This is a genomic window from Pseudomonas xionganensis (assembly GCF_009763245.1).
Classification (GTDB): Bacteria; Pseudomonadota; Gammaproteobacteria; order Pseudomonadales; family Pseudomonadaceae; genus Aquipseudomonas; species Aquipseudomonas xionganensis.
On the sequence record NZ_WKJZ01000001.1, the window covers coordinates 171,733 to 189,125 of the forward strand.

General features: G+C 65.6%; 19 protein-coding genes. 7 read left to right on the forward strand and 12 right to left on the reverse strand.

Features of this window, described 5'->3' with window-relative positions; all coding sequences use genetic code 11:
• The first annotated feature begins 11 nt into the window (after positions 1–11).
• Positions 12–476, forward strand: coding sequence for a TIGR02444 family protein (locus GJV18_RS00765; protein WP_160342817.1), 465 nt, complete (start codon positions 12–14; stop codon positions 474–476).
• On the opposite strand, the gene GJV18_RS00770 is transcribed toward GJV18_RS00765, so the two are convergent.
• Positions 473–1,327, reverse strand: a complete 855-nt coding sequence (locus tag GJV18_RS00770) for an AlgP family protein (protein ID WP_160342818.1) — start codon at positions 1,325–1,327, stop codon at positions 473–475. The genes GJV18_RS00765 and GJV18_RS00770 overlap by 4 nt on opposite strands.
• A gap of 119 nt (positions 1,328–1,446) precedes the next feature.
• Here GJV18_RS00770 and GJV18_RS00775 point away from each other — a divergent pair, with 119 nt between their 5' ends.
• Complete coding sequence (locus GJV18_RS00775; RefSeq protein ID WP_160342819.1) at positions 1,447–2,088, forward strand: FKBP-type peptidyl-prolyl cis-trans isomerase; 642 nt, start codon at positions 1,447–1,449, stop codon at positions 2,086–2,088.
• Positions 2,089–2,097: 9 nt separating this feature from the next.
• Here the strand turns inward: GJV18_RS00775 and rsd are convergent, their stop codons facing one another.
• The 7 genes from rsd to GJV18_RS00810 all read right to left on the reverse strand — a co-directional run bounded on the left by rsd (position 2,098) and on the right by GJV18_RS00810 (position 8,845).
• On the reverse strand, positions 2,098–2,571 hold the full coding sequence (gene rsd, locus GJV18_RS00780) for a sigma D regulator (RefSeq protein ID WP_160342820.1): 474 nt from the start codon (positions 2,569–2,571) through the stop codon (positions 2,098–2,100).
• A 276-nt stretch (positions 2,572–2,847) separates the two neighbouring features.
• Positions 2,848–4,071: a heme biosynthesis HemY N-terminal domain-containing protein gene (locus GJV18_RS00785; RefSeq protein WP_160342821.1), complete on the reverse strand. Its 1,224-nt coding sequence runs from the start codon at positions 4,069–4,071 to the stop codon at positions 2,848–2,850.
• A complete protein-coding gene (locus tag GJV18_RS00790) occupies positions 4,068–5,204 on the reverse strand; it encodes a uroporphyrinogen-III C-methyltransferase (protein ID WP_160342822.1) in 1,137 nt (378 codons plus the stop codon). The genes GJV18_RS00785 and GJV18_RS00790 overlap by 4 nt, the downstream gene beginning before the upstream one ends.
• A 16-nt stretch (positions 5,205–5,220) precedes the next feature.
• Complete coding sequence (locus GJV18_RS00795; RefSeq protein WP_160342823.1) at positions 5,221–5,994, reverse strand: uroporphyrinogen-III synthase; 774 nt, start codon at positions 5,992–5,994, stop codon at positions 5,221–5,223.
• The gene (hemC, locus tag GJV18_RS00800) at positions 5,991–6,929 is read right to left on the reverse strand and encodes a hydroxymethylbilane synthase (RefSeq protein ID WP_160342824.1); all 939 of its coding nucleotides are present in this window, start codon (positions 6,927–6,929) and stop codon (positions 5,991–5,993) included. Before hemC ends, GJV18_RS00795 begins: the two co-directional genes overlap by 4 nt.
• 87 nt (positions 6,930–7,016) lie before the next feature.
• The gene (locus GJV18_RS00805; RefSeq protein ID WP_160342825.1) at positions 7,017–7,763 is read right to left on the reverse strand and encodes a LytR/AlgR family response regulator transcription factor; all 747 of its coding nucleotides are present in this window, start codon (positions 7,761–7,763) and stop codon (positions 7,017–7,019) included.
• The gene (locus GJV18_RS00810; protein ID WP_160342826.1) at positions 7,760–8,845 is read right to left on the reverse strand and encodes a sensor histidine kinase; all 1,086 of its coding nucleotides are present in this window, start codon (positions 8,843–8,845) and stop codon (positions 7,760–7,762) included. Before GJV18_RS00810 ends, GJV18_RS00805 begins: the two co-directional genes overlap by 4 nt.
• Before the next feature lie 228 nt (positions 8,846–9,073).
• Between GJV18_RS00810 and argH the strand changes: the two genes are divergently transcribed.
• The 5 genes from argH (at position 9,074) to GJV18_RS00835 (ending at position 14,945) form a co-directional block, all read left to right on the forward strand.
• Complete coding sequence (argH, locus tag GJV18_RS00815) at positions 9,074–10,468, forward strand: argininosuccinate lyase (RefSeq protein WP_160342827.1); 1,395 nt, start codon at positions 9,074–9,076, stop codon at positions 10,466–10,468.
• Positions 10,469–10,535: 67 nt separating this feature from the next.
• Positions 10,536–11,357 carry a substrate-binding periplasmic protein gene (locus GJV18_RS00820; RefSeq protein ID WP_160342828.1) on the forward strand — a complete coding sequence of 274 codons (822 nt, stop codon included), beginning with the start codon at positions 10,536–10,538 and terminating at the stop codon, positions 11,355–11,357.
• Complete coding sequence (locus tag GJV18_RS00825) at positions 11,354–11,623, forward strand: hypothetical protein (protein ID WP_160342829.1); 270 nt, start codon at positions 11,354–11,356, stop codon at positions 11,621–11,623. The genes GJV18_RS00820 and GJV18_RS00825 overlap by 4 nt, the downstream gene beginning before the upstream one ends.
• A 93-nt stretch (positions 11,624–11,716) precedes the next feature.
• Positions 11,717–11,962 carry a TIGR02647 family protein gene (locus GJV18_RS00830; protein WP_160342830.1) on the forward strand — a complete coding sequence of 82 codons (246 nt, stop codon included), beginning with the start codon at positions 11,717–11,719 and terminating at the stop codon, positions 11,960–11,962.
• A gap of 127 nt (positions 11,963–12,089) precedes the next feature.
• Positions 12,090–14,945, forward strand: coding sequence for a class I adenylate cyclase (locus tag GJV18_RS00835; RefSeq protein ID WP_160342831.1), 2,856 nt, complete (start codon positions 12,090–12,092; stop codon positions 14,943–14,945).
• On the opposite strand, the gene rnk is transcribed toward GJV18_RS00835, so the two are convergent.
• From rnk to GJV18_RS00855, 4 genes are all read right to left on the reverse strand, one after another.
• Positions 14,946–15,362: a nucleoside diphosphate kinase regulator gene (rnk, locus tag GJV18_RS00840; protein WP_160342832.1), complete on the reverse strand. Its 417-nt coding sequence runs from the start codon at positions 15,360–15,362 to the stop codon at positions 14,946–14,948.
• Between the two features lie 143 nt (positions 15,363–15,505).
• The gene (locus GJV18_RS00845) at positions 15,506–15,676 is read right to left on the reverse strand and encodes a DUF1289 domain-containing protein (protein ID WP_160342833.1); all 171 of its coding nucleotides are present in this window, start codon (positions 15,674–15,676) and stop codon (positions 15,506–15,508) included.
• A 13-nt stretch (positions 15,677–15,689) separates the two neighbouring features.
• On the reverse strand, positions 15,690–16,022 hold the full coding sequence (gene cyaY, locus GJV18_RS00850; protein WP_160342834.1) for an iron donor protein CyaY: 333 nt from the start codon (positions 16,020–16,022) through the stop codon (positions 15,690–15,692).
• Between the two features lie 230 nt (positions 16,023–16,252).
• Positions 16,253–17,290: an AraC family transcriptional regulator gene (locus GJV18_RS00855; RefSeq protein ID WP_160342835.1), complete on the reverse strand. Its 1,038-nt coding sequence runs from the start codon at positions 17,288–17,290 to the stop codon at positions 16,253–16,255.
• Positions 17,291–17,393 lie beyond the last annotated feature (103 nt).

Sequence of the window (17,393 nt, forward strand, 5' to 3'; positions counted from 1 at the left end):
CGGGGAGCCACATGCCCAGCGACCTTTGGCGCTTTGCCCAGGAACTCTACCGCCAGCCCGGCGTGGAGGCGGCCTGCTTGCAGCTGCAGGGACAGGGGGCGGATGTCTGCCTGCTGCTCTGTGCCGCCTGGCTGGAGCGCCGGCAGATTGCCTGTGACGAAGCGCGGGCCGACGCACTGGATAAACTGGCCCGCCCCTGGCAGGCGCAGGTAGTCCTGCCGCTGCGCCAGCTGCGTCAGCAGTGGCGCGAGGCGGCTCGGGACGATAAGACGCTGGCGCGGCTGCGCGAGCAGATCAAGGTGATGGAACTGGACGCCGAGCGCGAGCAGTTGCAGCGCCTGGCGATATGCGCGCGGAACTGGTCTGGCGGCGACCAGGGCAGTGCAGGGTATTGGCTGGAAAGCCTGGCTCCCGCATCCGCTGATCGCGCCACGCTGCACAGATTGCGCAGCGCGGCGGTTCAACTGAGCGCTTAAACAGCGCTCGGAGGCGTGCTGCCATTGCTGGCGGCAGGAGCCGCAACGGCTTCGGCAGTCTTGGCCACCGCCGGCTTGGCGGCAGCAGGTTTGGCTGCCGGTTTTTTCGCAACAGGTTTAGCGGCGGGTTTGGCCGCAGGGGTTTTCGCCGCTGGCCTGGCTGCCGGTTTGGCAGCAGGCTTGCTCACTGCAGGCTTAGTCGCAGGCGCCTTCTGCACTGCGGGCTTGCTCGCTGCCTTGCTCGGCGCCGGACTGGCTGCGGCGGGCTTCTTCGCCGCAGGTTTGGCCGCGGGCTTGGCGGGCGCTTTGGCCATAGGCTTGGCGGGCGCCTTAACTGTAGGCGCAGCAGCCTTGCTGGCTGGTTTACGGGCTGCAGGCTTGGCTGGGGCCTTGCGCGCGGCCGGCTTGGCCTCGGGCTTGACCTGCAGGGCCTTGGCCGCACGGCTATCCAGGGCCTTGCTCACCGCTTCCTTGACCTTGCCCACACCCTGGGCCAGTTTCAGGCTTTCCTGGGCATCACGCTTGAGTTCGGCAATATAGTGACGCGTCTCGGTCTGACGCTCTTTCAGGGCGTCCAGCAACTCTTCAAGCTCAGCCACGGCGCTCTTGGCCTTGGCTTGCGCCTTGGCCTTGCCGGCCACGGCGGCATCCTGCAGCTGGGTGCGGGCCTTGTGCAGTTTTTCCTGGGCCTTGCCCCGTTGCTTTTCCAGTTTGGCCAGCAGTTTTTCGGCATCGATCAGAGCCCGTGAACAGGCATCCTCCAGATGTTCGAGCAGGCTGCTGGAAAGGTGCTGCAACAGATGCAGCGGGGTGCTGACAGACTTCTTCTTGCTGTTCTTGCTAGCCGACATGACGCGCCTCCTGGCGGGTGAAGATGGCTTCATACTAGACCGCCTTGGCGCAGCCTCGCTACCTCGTAGCAGCCACTGGAGGCTGGCATAATCGCCGCACCCCCGCCTGGAGAGCCCCCATGCCACGCCTTATTTTGCTGCTGTGCCTGCTCACCCCTCTGGCCCAGGCATCCGACGATGCTCATGACCTGGCCTACAGCCTGGGCGTGCGCCTGGGGGAGCGGCTGCGCGAGGAAGTACCGGACCTGCAACTGCAGGCCCTGCTCAAAGGCCTCGACCAGGCCTATCGCAAGGAACCGCTGCAACTGGATAACGCCCGCATCGACAGCCTGCTGGCCGAGCATGAGGCGCTGCTGGAGGGCGCTACGCAGCGCCACGAAAAAGCCAAGGCGGCGGAGCGACGCTTTCTCGCCAACGAGAAAGCCAAGGCCGGGGTCAGGGTGCTGGACAACGGTGTGCTGATGCAGCAGCTGCGTGCAGGCAGTGGCCCCAAGCCGAGTGCCAAGAGCCGTATTCGGGTACGTTATGTGGGCTTTCTCGCCGATGGCAGCCAGTTCGATGAGAGCCTGAGCCCGCAGTGGTTCAAGCTGGACAGCGTGATCGCCGGCTGGCGCAGCGCCTTGCCGAGCATGCCGCTGGGCGCCCACTGGCGCCTGGTGATTCCCTCATCCCAGGCCTACGGCGCCGAAGGGGCAGGTGATCTGATTCCGCCCCATTCGCCTCTGGTATTCGAGATCGAACTGCTCGATATCCGTAACTGAGAGAGACGCCTAAAGAGCCGGGGCAACCTGGTTCTGATGGGCGTTATGCAGCACCTCGATCAGGCAGTCTTCCAGCTCGAAGCGCTCATGCAGCAGCTGGCCGAGGCGCTTGAGCTCATCGAGCAGGGACACCGTGTCGCGGCAGTCACCGTTGTCGCAACGGTCGTTGAAGGCCAGCGCCACTTCGGTAATGACCTCGATCCGAGGGTAGATCTGCTTGGCCAGATCCAGGCCGCGCTGATCGTTGAAGGCCTTGGCTTCATTGGTCAGCTGCTCGTAGACCTCGAAATGCCCGGCGGACACATAGTCCACCAGAACTTCGCAGAAGCTCTGCAGGGCAGCGGCATTGGCGCTGGGGGCTTGTGGCGAGCTGTTGATGGCGGCATAGGCCTCGACCAGCTCCTTGCGTTCCTGCAGCCAGCGGTCGATCAGTTGGTGAACCCCACCCCAGCGTTCTTGTGCGTTCTGACAACTCTCAAGCATGGTGACCTCGCTTCCCTACTGCTATTTGTTTTATAGACCCGCGCAAGACGTTTTTTTGTCAGCTTATGCACGAGCTTGGGAAGAAAACCGTGGAACGGCAACTTTCCGGCGGTACCTGCGAGCCAGATTATGCCCGCGGGCCGGTGCCATCAAGACAGCTCCGGAGATAATTTCATACAAGCGTTTGATAGCACCGCCAGACGGCTTGAGCTGCGAGCGCCGGGCCAGCGGAGCGCGCAGCCCGGTCCCGCGCAGCAGGGTCCGGGCTGGCCATTCTCACGCGCCGGCCAGGCGCTGATCCAGAAGCGCCAGGCCTTGCTGGAAATACTGGTTACTGGCCTCCACCTCACCCTGTTGGGCGAGCAGACGGGCCAGTTCGACGCAGGTTTCCGGGTGGGGCTCGAAGGCCAGACTGCTTTCCAGATAACTGCGCGCCTTGCCCCACAGCTGGCTGTGTAGGCACAGCCGGCCCAGGGTCAGCAGCAGCCCGGCATCCTGCGGGTGGGCCTTGAGCCAGCCCTCGGCCAGCTGCAACTGGCGGTGCAGATCCTGGCCTCGCAGCAGGCCATAGAGACGCACCAGGGCGCTGTCGTACTGACGCTTCAGCGCCGCAGCCAGCAGACTCTCGGCCTCTGTTTCCGCACCCAGGCCGCGCAACTGCTCGGCGTATACCGCCAGGGTCGCGGGTTCCTGGCGCTGCGCGGTGGAGAGCTGTTGCCAGGCACTGCGCAGGGCCTGCAGCGCCTCGTCATGACCTTGCCCGCTGTTCAGCCCGATACTGCGCAGGCGGCCACGCCAGGCCTGGCGTTCCACCTCGGCCAGCTCGGCATCCCCCAGCAGGCGATGCTTGCGCAGCTCCGGCAGCAGGCCGAGCAGCCCCGACCAGTTCTGTTCCTGCAGATAGAGTTGCTGCAGCTGACGCAGCACCTGATGGTGTTGCGGGTGACGCTCGCGCATCACCTGCAGGGTTTCCTGGGCTTGCGCCGCCTGACCACGGGCCTGTTGCAGTTCGGCATGGGCCAGGGCGATGGCCAGCTCGGCCTTGGGCTGACGCGTGAGCGCCGCTTCCAGCAGCGCATCGCTTTCCTCGATCTGCCCGAGCTGCTGCGCCGCCCGCGCTGCGCCCAGGTAATACATCAACGGCTGCTCCTCGCTCTCGGCAGCCCGGCGCAGATGACGCAGGGCCTGAGCCCAACGCCCTTCGGCCAGGTCGACAAAGCCCAGAGCCGAGGCCAGGCGCACCCGCCGCGTGCGGTGCAGCCCCGACCAGGGATTGACCAGGCCAACCGAGGTCAGGCTCAGGCGCAGCATCAGTTTGAGCAGATACAGCAGCAGCCACAGGGCCAGCAGCAACGCCACGAACGCCCACAGGCTGGATTCGTAGCGAAAACCTTTGTAGGCCAGCAATACATAGCCTTTGTGTTCAGCAATGGCCAGGCCAAGCAGAGCCAGGGCCGCAGCCCCCAGCAACAGCAACAGCCAGAGAGAGGCACGCTTCATGGGCGGGCCTCCTGGCTTTCAGCATCACTGCCCAAAGCCTCGCGAGCCGATTGTTTGCGGGCAATATAGGCCTGCAACGCGACCAGGCTGTCGGCCAGATCGGGCACCTGCACCTCGATAGGGCGCTGGCGCAGCTCGTCGATACGCGCAGCCAGGGCGCGACTGTCCGGGTTCTCGGCATTGAAGTGGCCCTGCAGCACCTCGCTGGCCTGGCGCAGCGCCTGCTGATAGACCTCAGTGTGGCCATGCAGCGCCGCCCACTGGGCCTGCTCGAACGCCATGCTCAGGGCCAAACGGACCTGCCCCAGGCTCTGCCCGGCCAACAGTGGGCGAATCGTTTCAGCAGCATTGAAGTCCAGACGCACATAGCGGGACATCACCTCCAGCCATTCAGCCCACCAGCTGGTCGGCTCGCTGGCCGCCAGTTCCCCCAGCACCCCGCCGTCAGTCGCGAAGTTGGGGTTCAGCGGGTTGAGGCTGGCAGCCTGGTCGCGCAGCGCGCCCAGTTGCAGGAACAGCCCGGTACGATCCGGATCGAAGGTGGTGCGCAAGGCCTCCAGGCTCTTGGCCAGTTGCTCGCGCGCGGCAAAGGCGGCCGGATCGTCCTGGCTACGCAGAATTTCATCGGCGCCGGCGACCAGGGCCTCGGCGCTGTTGATATCCTGCAGCGCCGACAGACGCAGACTGGCCAGGCGCAACAGGTGCTCGGCCTCGGCCAGGCGCCAGTCCTGACGACTGGCACCCAGCACGCTTTCCAGACGCTGATTGAGCAGCTGCTGATCGCCCTGCAGCTGGCTCAGCAGACGCCGCTGGCTGTCCAGTTCGGTGGCCGGCGGCAACTGCTGCACGCGCTGCTCCAGCACCTGGCTGGCTTGCCCGAGGCTGGCCGTCTGCCCCATGAGCTGCTGCAGCTGCTCAAGCTGTTGCTGCTCGCGCTGCTGCAGCCCCTGCAGCTGCCACAAGCCCCAGGCGCCGGCAGCGGCACCCGCCGCACCGACCAGCAAGGCGCAGAAGGCCAGGCCGTTACCCCGTGCCTTGGGCGGGCGAGGCGCGCTGGGCGGACTGACTGGGGTTGAAGACGTGCTATCCGTTACGGACTGTTGTTGTTCCTGAGGGGGAGTCGCTTCGCTCACAGATCCATCCTTTGCGTCAGAGGTCGGGGGCAGCCTGCATCTGCAACGCCGCCAACAAGGCCGCGGCGCTGGCGCCGCGACAGTCCACAACAGAGTGCGCGCCTGCGGCTCGGGCCATCTCGGCCACCCGCGGGCTGGGTACAAACAAGGGTAGACGGGCCAGGGCCGGCCAGTCCATGCCTGCCAGTTGCTGCAAATGGGCCAGGCCCTGTCCACTGCTGACCACCAGACCGTTCAGGCGTTCAGCTCGAACCCGTTCGACCAGGGTGCCCGCCGGGTAATCCGGCAGCCGGCGGCGATACAGTGGCAGGTAATCAACCTGCACACCTTGGCCGCGCAAGCGCTCGGCGAGTAATTCTCGGCCACTGTCAGCACGCAGGATCAGCACCCTGGGACTGGGCGCGGCAGCCAGGCATTGCTGCAATTGCGGCAGGGCCAGCAGGGCTTCGCTGTCATCCCCCTGCGCCGGGCAGTGCACGCTCAGACCATGCTCACGGAGGATCTGTGCAGTGGCTGTACCGACACTAAACCAGTGCAGCGTGGCCGGCAGCTGCGGCCAGTCTCGCGCGATCCGGGCCAGACCCAGGCGCGCCGCTGGTTTGCTCACCACGATGACTGCGCAATAGCGCTGCAGCTGCTGCACCAGGGCCTGCTGCTCGGCGCTCTCGGCCAGGGCTTCGATGGCCAACAGCGGCAGGCAGCTACTGGCAATACCCTGCTCGGCCAACTGCCGGGCCAGCGCCACACACTCGTCGGCGGGGCGCGTCAGCAGCAGGCGCCAGGCTGTCACTCGGCAGCCGCCTCGCCATACACCGCCTGCAATATGGCGGCCGCGCCCTGGGCCAGCAGCGCCTCGGCCACCGCCACGCCGAGGGCTTCGGCCTGGGCCACCGGGGCACGTTGTTCGGCGCGCAGCAGCTGGCTGCCATCGGGCTGGCCGACCAGGCCGCGCAGCCACAGCTGCTCGCCTTCGAGCAGGGCGTAACAGGCGATCGGCACCTGACAGCCGCCATTGAGGTGCTTGTTCAGCGCCCGCTCGGCGATCACCCGCTGTGCCGTGTCGTGATGGTGCAGGGGCGCCAGCAGGGCATGAATTTCGCTGTCGGCGCTGCGGCATTCGATGCCCACCGCGCCCTGGCCGCCGGCTGGCAGGCTGTCCTCGGCACTGATCGAGCTGCGGATGCGCGCCTCGAAACCCAGGCGGATCAGGCCGGCGGCGGCGAGGATGATGGCGTCGTAGTCGCCGGCATCCAGCTTGGCCAGGCGGGTGTTGACGTTGCCGCGCAGGAACTGGATCTTCAGGTCGGGCCGACGCGCCAGCAGCTGGGCCTGGCGGCGCAGGCTGGAGGTACCGACCACCGCGCCTGCGGGCAGCTCATCGAGGCTCGCATAGGTGTTGGAAACAAAGGCATCGCGCGGGTCTTCGCGCTCGCAGATGCAGTACAGGCCCAGGCCTTCGGGGAAGTCCATGGGCACATCCTTCATCGAGTGCACGGCGATATCGGCCTCGCCTTCGAGCAGGGCGGTTTCCAGTTCCTTGACGAACAGGCCCTTGCCACCGATCTTCGCCAGCGGCGCGTCGAGCAGCTTGTCGCCGCGACTGACCATGGGCACCAGGCTGACCTTGAGGCCAGGGTGGGCCTGCTCCAGGCGGGCTTTGACGTGTTCGGCCTGCCACAGGGCCAGGGCGCTTTTACGGGTGGCGATACGGATTTCGCGGGACATGGGCAATTCCAGAAGACGAACTGCCGGGGATAATAACAGGCTGGCCGGTCTGTAGCCCGGCGCTGAACCAGGCCACAGGACAAGCCGTCAGAGGTTCTGCATCAGCCTGCGCACCCCGGCCACATGCCGGCGGCTGACGATCAGGGCTTCCTCGTCCATGCCCTTGAGGTACAGCTGGAAGTGCCCCAGCGGCGTGCGCTGCAGACGCTCGATACGCTCGCGGGCCACCAGGGCGTTGCGGTGGATGCGCACGAAACGATCGCCGAACTCGTCTTCCAGGGCTTTCAGCGGTTCATCCAGCAGCACTTCGCCGCCGCTGTGACGCAGGGTCACGTACTTGTGATCGGCGATAAAGTAGATCACCTGATCCAGCGGAATCAGCTCGATACCCTTGCGCGTGCGGGCACTGATATGGCTGCGCGGGCCACCGCCACTGTCGCCGGCAGGCCGGGTCAGGGCGGCCAGCTGGACCCGATTGGGACGCTCGGCCTTCTTTAACGCTTCGCTGAGGTTCTCGGTGCGCACCGGTTTGACCAGATAACCCACGGCACTGACCTTGAAGGCCTCCAGGGCGAATTCATCATGGGCGGTGCAGAAGATCACTGCCGGCGGCGCCTCACGCTCACACAGCTTGGCCGCCACCTGCAGGCCATCCAGGCCGGGCATGCGGATATCCAGCAGCACCACATCCGGTTTCAGGCTCTCGATCAGGCTCAGGGCCTCTTCGCCATTGCTGGCTGCCGGCTCCAGGACTCGATAGCCATCGAGCTCACCCACCATACGGCTGAGGCGCTCGCGGGCCAGGGGTTCGTCATCGACAATCAGGACATTCATATTGCGCTGGCTTCCTGCATGGGTCTGGCACAAGGATAGCTTAGACAGGTGAAGTGGCGACCGTCACGGCGCTCTACGCTGAGACTGGCCCGCGCGCCGAAAAGTGCCACCAAGCGCGCATCGATATTGTTCAGCGCCTGATGGGTACCGCCGGAAGACGGCGGCTCAGCAGGTGGGTCATAAGGATTACTCACGCACAAATGGAACACCCCCTTGTCATAACGCGCCTCGACCCTGACCAGCCCCCCTTCGATGCGCGGCGCAATGCCGTAGATCAGGGCGTTTTCCAGCAGGGGTTGCAGCGTCAGTTGCGGAATCGGCAGATCGTCCGGCACATCGACAACCTCCCACTGCAACTGTAGCCGCTCGCCGAGCCGATAGCGCTCAATCGACAAATATCGTTGTGCCAGCTCCAGCTCCTCGCGCCAGGGCACCAGGCTGCCGGGCTTGGCCAGGCTGGCGCGGAACAGGTCGGACAGATCCAGCACCGCCTGCTCGGCCTTGGCCGGATCGACCACCACCAGGCTGGCGATGCTGTTCAGGCTGTTGAACAGGAAATGCGGACGGATGCGCGCCTGCAAGGATTCGATACGGGCGCGCAGCTCGGCCTGCTCCTGCCGCCGCCACTGGCTCTGCAGGTAGAAATAGCGCAGCAACAGGGCCGACATGATCAGGCTGATCAGGGCATGGCGCAGGTACAGGTTCATCTCCCCGGCACGCGGCAACGGCCCGCCCAGCTGGTAGTACTCGGCCACCACGGTACAGGCCAGGGTCAGCCCCACCACCACGGTGCTGCAGATGGTTCCGGCCAGGGCCGCCGGCAGGCGCGCCAGCAAGGGGCGCAGGCGACACAGCAGCGCGGCTGAGAGCAGCACGATCCACTGCACAAACAGCGAGGTCAGGGCCAGGCGCACCCAGTCGAAACCGCTCAGCATGGGCTCGGCCAGCACCAGCACCAGCACCAGCAATTCGGCCAGCAAGACCATGCTGAGCAGAGCCTCGGGCTCGCACAGTTCGGGGACGAAGAAATCGTCGACAGCGGTGACCGGGTCTACAGCGGCGGGGGATTTTCTTGTTTTCATCCATGCAGTGTCCGTGGGGCCCGCCGCGGCCGCAAGCCGATGACCTGCAGGCGGGCAAAAATAAGCAGCGAAATGCAGCCAGGGCAGCAGAAATGTGATCTAGGCAGCAGTCGCCCCCCGACAAAGCGACGCGGCGACTTTGCCGTGCAGCCTGTTATTATCCGCACACTTTTCCGTCTTGCTGGCCGCTGTGCCAGCCCGTTTTTGCGCACCAGCCGAGTGAAGCCCATGAGCACTGAAAAAACCAACCAATCCTGGGGCGGCCGCTTCAGCGAACCTGTCGATGCCTTTGTCGCCCGCTTTACCGCCTCGGTGGAATTCGACAAGCGCCTGTATCGCCACGACATCATGGGCTCCATCGCCCATGCCACCATGCTGGCCAAGGTCGGCGTGCTCACAGGCGACGAGCGCGATGCCATCATCGAGGGCCTCTCGCAGATCCAGGGCGAGATCGAAGCCGGTCAGTTCGACTGGCGCGTCGACCTGGAAGATGTGCACATGAACATCGAGGCGCGCCTGACCGACCGCATCGGCGTCACCGGCAAGAAGCTGCACACCGGCCGCAGCCGCAACGACCAGGTGGCCACCGACATCCGCCTGTGGCTGCGCGACGAGATCGATCTGATCCTGGCCGAGATCACCCGCCTGCAGCAGGGCCTGCTGGGCCTGGCGGAAGCCGAGGCGGACACCATCATGCCGGGCTTCACCCATCTGCAGACCGCCCAGCCGGTGACCTTTGGCCACCACCTGCTGGCCTGGTTCGAGATGCTCAGCCGCGACTACGAGCGCCTGGTGGATTGCCGCAAGCGCACCAACCGCATGCCCCTGGGCTCGGCGGCCCTGGCCGGCACCACCTACCCGATCCAGCGCGAAATCACTGCCGAGCTGCTGGGCTTCGATGCCGTGGGCGGCAACTCCCTGGACGGTGTTTCGGATCGCGACTTCGCCATCGAATTCTGCGCCGCCGCCTCGCTGGCGATGATGCACCTGTCGCGCTTCTCCGAAGAGCTGGTGCTGTGGACCAGCGCCCAGTTCCAGTTTATCGACCTGCCGGATCGCTTCTGCACCGGCAGCTCGATCATGCCGCAGAAGAAGAACCCCGATGTGCCCGAGCTGGTACGTGGCAAGACCGGCCGGGTATTCGGCGCCCTGACTGGCCTGCTGACCCTGATGAAGGGCCAGCCGCTGGCCTACAACAAGGACAACCAGGAAGACAAGGAGCCGCTGTTCGACGCCGCCGACACCCTGCGCGATTCGCTGCGGGCGTTTGCCGACATGGTGCCGGCGATCAAACCCAAGCGCGAAATCATGCGCGAGGCGGCGCTGCGCGGCTTCTCCACCGCCACGGATCTCGCCGACTATCTGGTGCGCAAGGGCCTGCCGTTCCGTGATTGCCACGAGATCGTCGGCCACGCAGTGAAGTACGGCGTGGACAGCGGCAAGGATCTGGCCGAGATGAGCCTGGACGAGCTGCGCCAGTTCAGCGATCAGATCGAGCAGGACGTGTTCGCCGTACTGACCCTGGAAGGCTCGGTGAATGCCCGCGACCATATCGGCGGCACCGCGCCGAACCAGGTGCGCGCCGCCGTGGCGCGTGGCCGCGAGCTGCTGGCCAGCCGCTAACCCGCTGCGCAGATCAGGGCCGGTCCATGCCACCGGCCCGCTGCCCGGCACCCAAGCAAGAGTCGCCATGCCCGCCATTGTGCTTCTGTTCTGCCTGCTGTTCAGCAGCCTTGCCTGGGCCGACCGCAACTGCTCCCATGCCTACCGCGTGGGCATCTCGCAGATCGGCTACAGCTACTACCTGCTGGATGACGGCACACCGGCCGGCTCCTCCTTCGATTTCTACGAAGAGCTTGGGCGCCGCAGCGGCTGCACCTTCCAGCTCTGGCCGCTGCCACGCATGCGCGCCTGGCATGACGCCGGCATGCAGCAACTGGACATCGTCTCGCCCACCATCCGCACCGCCGAGCGCGACCGCCAGGGCGTGTTTATCGAATACTTCAAGAACCGCAACGATATCCTGCTCGACCGCCGCCACGGCGCCCACATCGACAGCCTGGAACAGTTGCTGGCCGACCCGCGCATCACCATCGGCCTGATCCGCGGTCACTCCAACGGCCCCTATTTCGACCAGCGCCTGGCCCCGCTGCAGGCCCAGCAGCGCATCCAGCTGGCCAACACGGCGCAGATGCTGTTCCGCCAGCTGCAGGCCGGGCGTATCCAGGCCACGATAATGACCGCCGGCATCTACCAGAAGGAACTGGACGACCTGGCCTTGGGCGAGCAGCTGCGCATTATCCAGGTGCCGGAGTCGGATGCCTTCAGCGTCGGCCTGTACCTCTCGCGCCTGACCCTGGACCAGCCCAGCATCGACTGGCTAAGCCTGCATATCCGCGCCATGCTTGCCGACGGCACCCTGCGCCGGCTGCTCGGCCGGCGCCATGGCAAGAGCCTGACCGAGCGCTATTACCAGCCCACACCCAGCCCTGCAGCAGACGAGGCACCATGAGCGAACACGACGACGAAGACTTTGCCGAAGCCACCCTGATCCAGGCCGTGGAAAACCAGCTGGCCGCTGGCGAGCCGGCCTGTGTCCAGGCCGTACTGAACAAGCTGAGCCTGGTCGGCTATGCCCGCGAGGACAGCCTGGAGATGATGGCCCTGGTGCTGGCCGACGAGATCGACTGCATGCTGCGTGAAGACCGCCCCTTTGACGCCGCCCGCTACGAACGCGGTCTGCGCGCCCTGCCGCAGCTGCCCGAAGGGAGCGAATAGGCCCCGGCAAACAGGCGGGTGACTCACACTGCGAGACAAACCCCGGGCAGCGACTACACTGCCCCTATCCCCGCCGCACAACTAGGAGCCGCCATGGCCTTTTCCCCCGAGCTGATTGCCGAACTGGAAATTCTCGCCCTGTTTGACCTGGGCAATACCCAGGAGGGGCTCAAGGTGCACCACAGCGCCGCCCCCAGCGCCATTGCCGCCACCCAGCGCCTGCATGACAAGGGCCTGATCACCCTGGCCGATGGTGGCTACCTGACCAGCCTGGGCCGCGATGCCGCCGAGCATGCGCAAGGCCTGCTGACCATCCTCAAGGTAGGCGAAGCCGTCTGAAGACAAGCGCTGATCCCGCCTGGCGGCGCAAATACGGCACCAGGCGGGGCAAAAACCGGCGCAAGATGATCCACCCGCGCGGCCACCTTGTCGTAAGCTTGCGAGCAACAGACGACAGAGCCCAGTCATGAGTCGCTCCCAGGAAATCCGCCCCGATATTGACGAAGGCATCGACCGCAAGGTGCTGGCGCAATTGCGGGCGCGTTTTCTCAAGGTCAACAGCGGGCGCCTGCAGCGCGCCATGCAGGCCCTGTCCACGCGCCAGCAGCTGGTGCTGAAGTTGCTGCCGCTGCTGCTGCACGTCAATCATCCGCTGCTGCCTGGCTACGTCTCGGGTGCCACCCCGGCCGGGCTGAGCGGCTTCGAGCCGGATGATGAACTGCTCGCCGAGGTGCAGCGCCTGACCCGCTCCTTCGCCTACAAGCCCTACCGCGGCAAGCAGGCCCTGCCCCTGCATGGTCTGTTCCTGATGGGCAGCCTGGGCACCGTGGCCCAGGCCGAGCAGAGCGACATGGACATGTGGCTGTGCCATGCCGCCAACCTCAGCGCCCAGGCGCTGGCCGAGCTGCAGAAGAAATGCACCCTGCTGGAGAACTGGGCCGCCACCCTGGGCGCCGAGGCGCACTTTTTCCTGATCGATCCCGAGCGCTTTACCCAGGGCGCCCGGGACGCCCGTCTGACCTCCGACGACTGCGGCACCACCCAGCACTATCTGCTGCTCGACGAGTTCTATCGCACCGCCATCTGGCTGGCCGGACGCACCCCGCTGTGGTGGCTGGTGCCGGTCTACGAGGAACAACGCTACGAGCACTACACCAGCACCCTGCTGGCCAAGCGCTTTATCCGTGCCGAGGACGTGCTCGACCTCGGCCATCTGGCGCGCATCCCGCCCGAGGAGTTTATCGGCGCCGGCATGTGGCAGCTGTACAAGGGCATCGAGTCGCCCTACAAGTCGGTGCTCAAGCTGCTGCTGACCGAGGTCTACGCCAGCGAGCACCCCAGGGTTCACTGCCTGTCGCTGCGCTACAAGCAGGCGGTGTTCGCCAACCAGCTGGATGTCGATGAGCTCGACCCCTATGTGGTGGTGTACCGGCGCCTGGAGGAATACCTCAAGGCCCGCGGCGAGCATGAGCGCCTGGAGCTGATCCGTCGTTGCCTGTACCTCAAGGTGGACAAGAAACTCAGCCGCCCGCCGCGCAACAACCGCAAGAGCTGGCAACGTCTGCTGCTGGAACGCCTGACCCGTGACTGGAACTGGGATGCCCGCCAGCTGGCCATGCTCGACAGCCGCAGCCAGTGGAAGGTGCGCCAGGTCAGCAGCGAACGGCGCATGCTGGTCAACGAGCTGACCTACAGCTACCGCTTTCTCTCCGCCTTCGCCCGCAGCGAACAGGCCGGCACCTCGCTCAACAGCCGCGACCTCGGCGTGCTGGGCCGGCGCCTGTATGCCGCCTTCGAGCGCAAGGCCGGCAAGGTGGAATTTATCAACCCGGGCATCGCCCCGGACCTGGCCGAAGATGTCCTAACCCTGGCCCGCACGGCCAGCCCGGAGGCCCCCGAGGAACACCAGTGGGCCCTGTACAACGGCACCATCGCCGCCCAGGATCTGGAAGACTTCGCTCCACTCAAGCGGGCCCGCGAACTGATCGAGCTGCTCGCCTGGTGCCAGCGCAACGGCGTGATCGACGCCAGCACGCGCCTGTCGCTACACCCGGGCGCCAGCGACCTCAACGACTTCGAACTGACCAATCTGCTGGCCAGCCTGCAGCAGGTCATCCCCACCCCCCTGCCTGCGGTGGACGAAACCGCCCTGCAGCGCGCCAGCGCGCCCAGGGAAGTCCTGCTGCTGGTCAATGTCGGGCTCGACCCGCTCAAGCAGTTCAGCCAGCTCAATGTGCATATGACCACCGAACGGGTCGACGCCCTGGGCTATTCCGGGGTGCGCGAGAACCTGATCCAGACCCTCGATCAGGTCAGCCTGAACAGCTGGAACGAACTGCTGGTCAGCCGCTACGACGGCCCCAATGCCCTGCTCGACTGCCTGCAGGACTTCCTCAACAGCCTCCCGCCGGGCGGTCAGCTGCCCCGGCTGCAGGTACGCTGCTTCTGCCGTAACCGCGCCACGGCGATTGCCGAACGGGTCGAGGAACTCTTTCGCGAAACCCTGAGCAGCTTCCAGGCCGGCCAGCTCAACCGCTACCTGCTGCGCATCCGCCAGCACTATCACCTGCTGGAGCTGGTGCCGGGGCGGGTGCGCCATCACGCGCTCAAGGATCTGCCGGCACTGATCGAACACCTGGGTCAGGACCAGCCACGCTACAGCGAGCTGCGCCTGGATCGCAGTGCCCTGGAGGGCGAGGATCTGGCGCTGATCCTGCCCATGGGCCAGCCCAACTGCATCCAGGTGTTCTATCGCCTGCATGAGCACAACGCCCTGGCGGAAATCAGCGTGCTGGACGAACACAACGGTCTGTGGCGCCAGCAGGTACCGTTCCGTGACGAACAGAGCCTGCTCACGCCGCTGCAGCGCTTTCTGCAGTCGGTGCTGTACCGACGCAACGCCCTGCTGCCCCTGGACAGTCCGGAAAGCGCGCAGAGTCTGGATATTCTCTATTACCAGGTGCAGCCCGACGCGCCGCTACGGGCGCAACGTCTGGAACGACGCCCGGCGCCCAGCGCACCGATCAGCCACCCCTTCTATGACGTGCAGGTGATCGTCGAGCCGGTGGCCGGGCGGCGCGCCCATATCACCCTGTACTGCAACCATCGGGAATTTTCCGAGCTGGAATATGCCGGCGACCTCTACGCCGCCGTGGCCGAGCATATCCTCGCCCAGCGCTCGGGCGGTGGCCGCTACCCCTGCTATATCACCGACCTGGACCTGTCCGCGGTGCTGGGCGAGGGTCAGGCGCAGACGGTGCACTACCTGCGCTACAAGAGCCGACTGGAAGAAGCGCTGAATCATGCCCTTCAGCAGGCCTGATCAGTTGGCCGGCTGGCTGTACTCGCCCGCCGCTTCCGGCTGATATTCCACCGCCAGCAGGGTCAGCTTGAGCTGCTTGCCGCCGGGGGCCGGCCAGTCGATATGCTGGCCCACCGACAGGCCCAGCAGGGCACTGCCCACCGGGGCGAGGATCGACACCTTGCCTTCACCGCCGGCATCCTGGGGGTAGACCAGGGTCAGGTGGTAGTCCTTGCCGCTGCTCTCCTCGCGGCAATGCACCCGCGAGTTCATCGTCACCACCCCGGCCGGCACCTCGTTGTGCCCCACCACCTCGGCGCGATCCAGTTCGGCCTGCAGGGCGATGGCGCCCGGGCCGTGATCGTCCAGGCTGTCGAGCAGGTGCTCAAGACGCTGCAGGTCGAGACGGGTGATGGTGATCGAGGGTGCGCTGGTCATGGTGCGTGCATATCTCCTAAGCAGTAGGTAGCCAACAAGGCTTTTGCCACCGATGAAAAAAGCAAAACCCCATCACGAAGATGGGGTTTTGCCGGTGTTACAGCGACCCTAACACAGCCACTCAAATAAACAAGACCGCCGGGTCATGAGGCTTTGCCACGCCGCTCCTGACGGGCCTGGGCGGCGGCGCAGATGGCCCGCTTGCCGGCACCATCGGCCTTGCCCCAGGCCAGTATCTCCGCAAGGGAGCGGCCGCAACCCAGGCAGATATCCTGCTCGTCCAGGCAGCACTGGCGGCGACAGGGTGAAGCCACCGTGTCGGTCGACTCAGAGTTCGTCGAATTCAAGATCGGCACCCGACTGTTCCAGGGTGATGCGCGCCAGCATCTCGCCCAGCTGCTCGTCGCTGCTGTCGCAGATCCAGCGCTCGCTGGCCTGGTCGTAATCGAAATGAAAGCCCCCGGAACGCGCCGCCAGCCACAGCTGACGCAGCGGCTCCTGACGGCTGAAGATCAGCTGAGTGCCATTTTCAAAACGCACCGTCAGCACCCCGCCGGAGTTTTCCAGATCCAGGTCCAGATCGCTGTCATCGAAGATGTCTTCCACCGCCTGCTGGGTGGCATCGACCAGATCGTGGAACCGCGCTTCACTCAAACTCATTCAGACTTACCTCAAAAAAAATCAGCGACTACAAAAGTCTCGAATATCTGACGCTATGAAAGCGTGACGAGCGACGGTTAGGCAAGGCGCAAGTAGGCGAGGAAGCGGAGTGTACGTCTGTACATGAGCAAAACTCGCTTCACTCGCCCTACGGGCCGCGCTGAAGCGCGTTAGCCACAAGTGGCTTTCCGCGCCTGCTTGCAACGCGGCATAACCGAGCGCAGTAGCTTTCATAACGTCAGATGGCGCCGGTATTCGCCGGGGCTCTGCCCGGTCCAGCGGCGAAAGGCACGGGCCAGGGAGCCGGGCTCGCTGAAGCCGACCAGAAAGGCGATCTCCGCCAGTTCCAGGGCCGGGTCACGCAGGTAATGCAGCACCAGTTGCTGGCGGGTTTCGTCCACCAGCTGGTTGAAGGATAACCCGGCTTCGCGCAAACGCCGCTGCAGGGTACGCGGACTCAGGGCCAGGCGCGCGGCAATCTGCTGCAGATCCGCCCCGGCTTCCGGCAACTGCCGGGCCAGTTCCAGGCGCGCCCGGTCCAGCACGCTATGGCCCTGCTGGATCTCGACCAGCAGGCGATCGGCATAGGCATCCAGCATCAGCCGCACCTGGGCATCGGCCTGACCCAGGGGCGTGGTCAGCAAACGCCTGGGGAACACCAGGGCATTGTCGGCCTGGCCGAACAGCACCGGGCAGCGAAAGATGCGCTGATGCTCGGTGATATCGGCCGGCGCCGGGTGCTGGAAACGCACCTCGGTGGGCGGAATATCCAGACCGCTGATCCAGTGACCGAAGGTCACCCAGGCCGCCAGGGTTTCCTCGCTGAGCTGGCGCTGCTGCTGCGCCAGCAGCGGCTGCCAGCTGTGCGCGACCTGGGGCTCCAGACCTGCCCGGGGCGGCTCGTCGGCCAGGTCGACGCGACCCAGGTTACCCACCAGGGCAGCATAGCGGGCCTGGCGATGCAGGGCGTCGGCCAGGGTCGCGCAACTCATGATCAGGTAGCCGAGCACGCCGTAATAACCGGGGCGCACCGCCTCGCCCAGGTGCAGGCCGAGGCAGTCGTCGCCGGTCAGCTTTACGCCCAGGCCGAGCAACTCCAGGTAGGCGCTGGCGGCGATACGCTGATCGCGCTGGGCCAGAATCTGCGGGCTGAGCTGCACCCTGGCCAGCAGGGCCTGGCTGTCGAGGCCCTGGCGCCCGAGGTAATCCAGCAATCCCTGCAGGTAGGCAACCGATACCGAGCTGCCCAGGGGGGCGGGGTGTTCCATGCGCGCTCCTTAAACCTGTGGCGATGGCACTGCAAAGTGCCCCTAAGATACAGGCAAAGCCCCGCCAGACGGGAACCCCAGCGCATAGGCAAGGCGCCGGGGG

Bases quoted from the DNA above. Each gene is read 5' to 3' on its own strand.
- rnk (WP_160342832.1), bottom strand. From the start codon at position 15,362: ATGACCAGCGCACCCTCGATCACCATCACCCGTCTCGACCTGCAGCGT.
- GJV18_RS00785 (WP_160342821.1), bottom strand. From the start codon at position 4,071: ATGAAGCGTGCCTCTCTCTGGCTGTTGCTGTTGCTGGGGGCTGCGGCC.
- GJV18_RS00805 (WP_160342825.1), bottom strand. From the start codon at position 7,763: ATGAATGTCCTGATTGTCGATGACGAACCCCTGGCCCGCGAGCGCCTC.
- GJV18_RS00775 (WP_160342819.1), top strand. From the start codon at position 1,447: ATGCCACGCCTTATTTTGCTGCTGTGCCTGCTCACCCCTCTGGCCCAG.
- rsd (WP_160342820.1), bottom strand. From the start codon at position 2,571: ATGCTTGAGAGTTGTCAGAACGCACAAGAACGCTGGGGTGGGGTTCAC.
- GJV18_RS00810 (WP_160342826.1), bottom strand. From the start codon at position 8,845: ATGAAAACAAGAAAATCCCCCGCCGCTGTAGACCCGGTCACCGCTGTC.
- cyaY (WP_160342834.1), bottom strand. From the start codon at position 16,022: ATGAGTTTGAGTGAAGCGCGGTTCCACGATCTGGTCGATGCCACCCAG.
- GJV18_RS00830 (WP_160342830.1), top strand. From the start codon at position 11,717: ATGGCCTTTTCCCCCGAGCTGATTGCCGAACTGGAAATTCTCGCCCTG.
- GJV18_RS00765 (WP_160342817.1), top strand. From the start codon at position 12: ATGCCCAGCGACCTTTGGCGCTTTGCCCAGGAACTCTACCGCCAGCCC.
- hemC (WP_160342824.1), bottom strand. From the start codon at position 6,929: ATGTCCCGCGAAATCCGTATCGCCACCCGTAAAAGCGCCCTGGCCCTG.
- argH (WP_160342827.1), top strand. From the start codon at position 9,074: ATGAGCACTGAAAAAACCAACCAATCCTGGGGCGGCCGCTTCAGCGAA.
- GJV18_RS00770 (WP_160342818.1), bottom strand. From the start codon at position 1,327: ATGTCGGCTAGCAAGAACAGCAAGAAGAAGTCTGTCAGCACCCCGCTG.
- GJV18_RS00835 (WP_160342831.1), top strand. From the start codon at position 12,090: ATGAGTCGCTCCCAGGAAATCCGCCCCGATATTGACGAAGGCATCGAC.
- GJV18_RS00855 (WP_160342835.1), bottom strand. From the start codon at position 17,290: ATGGAACACCCCGCCCCCCTGGGCAGCTCGGTATCGGTTGCCTACCTG.
- GJV18_RS00825 (WP_160342829.1), top strand. From the start codon at position 11,354: ATGAGCGAACACGACGACGAAGACTTTGCCGAAGCCACCCTGATCCAG.
- GJV18_RS00820 (WP_160342828.1), top strand. From the start codon at position 10,536: ATGCCCGCCATTGTGCTTCTGTTCTGCCTGCTGTTCAGCAGCCTTGCC.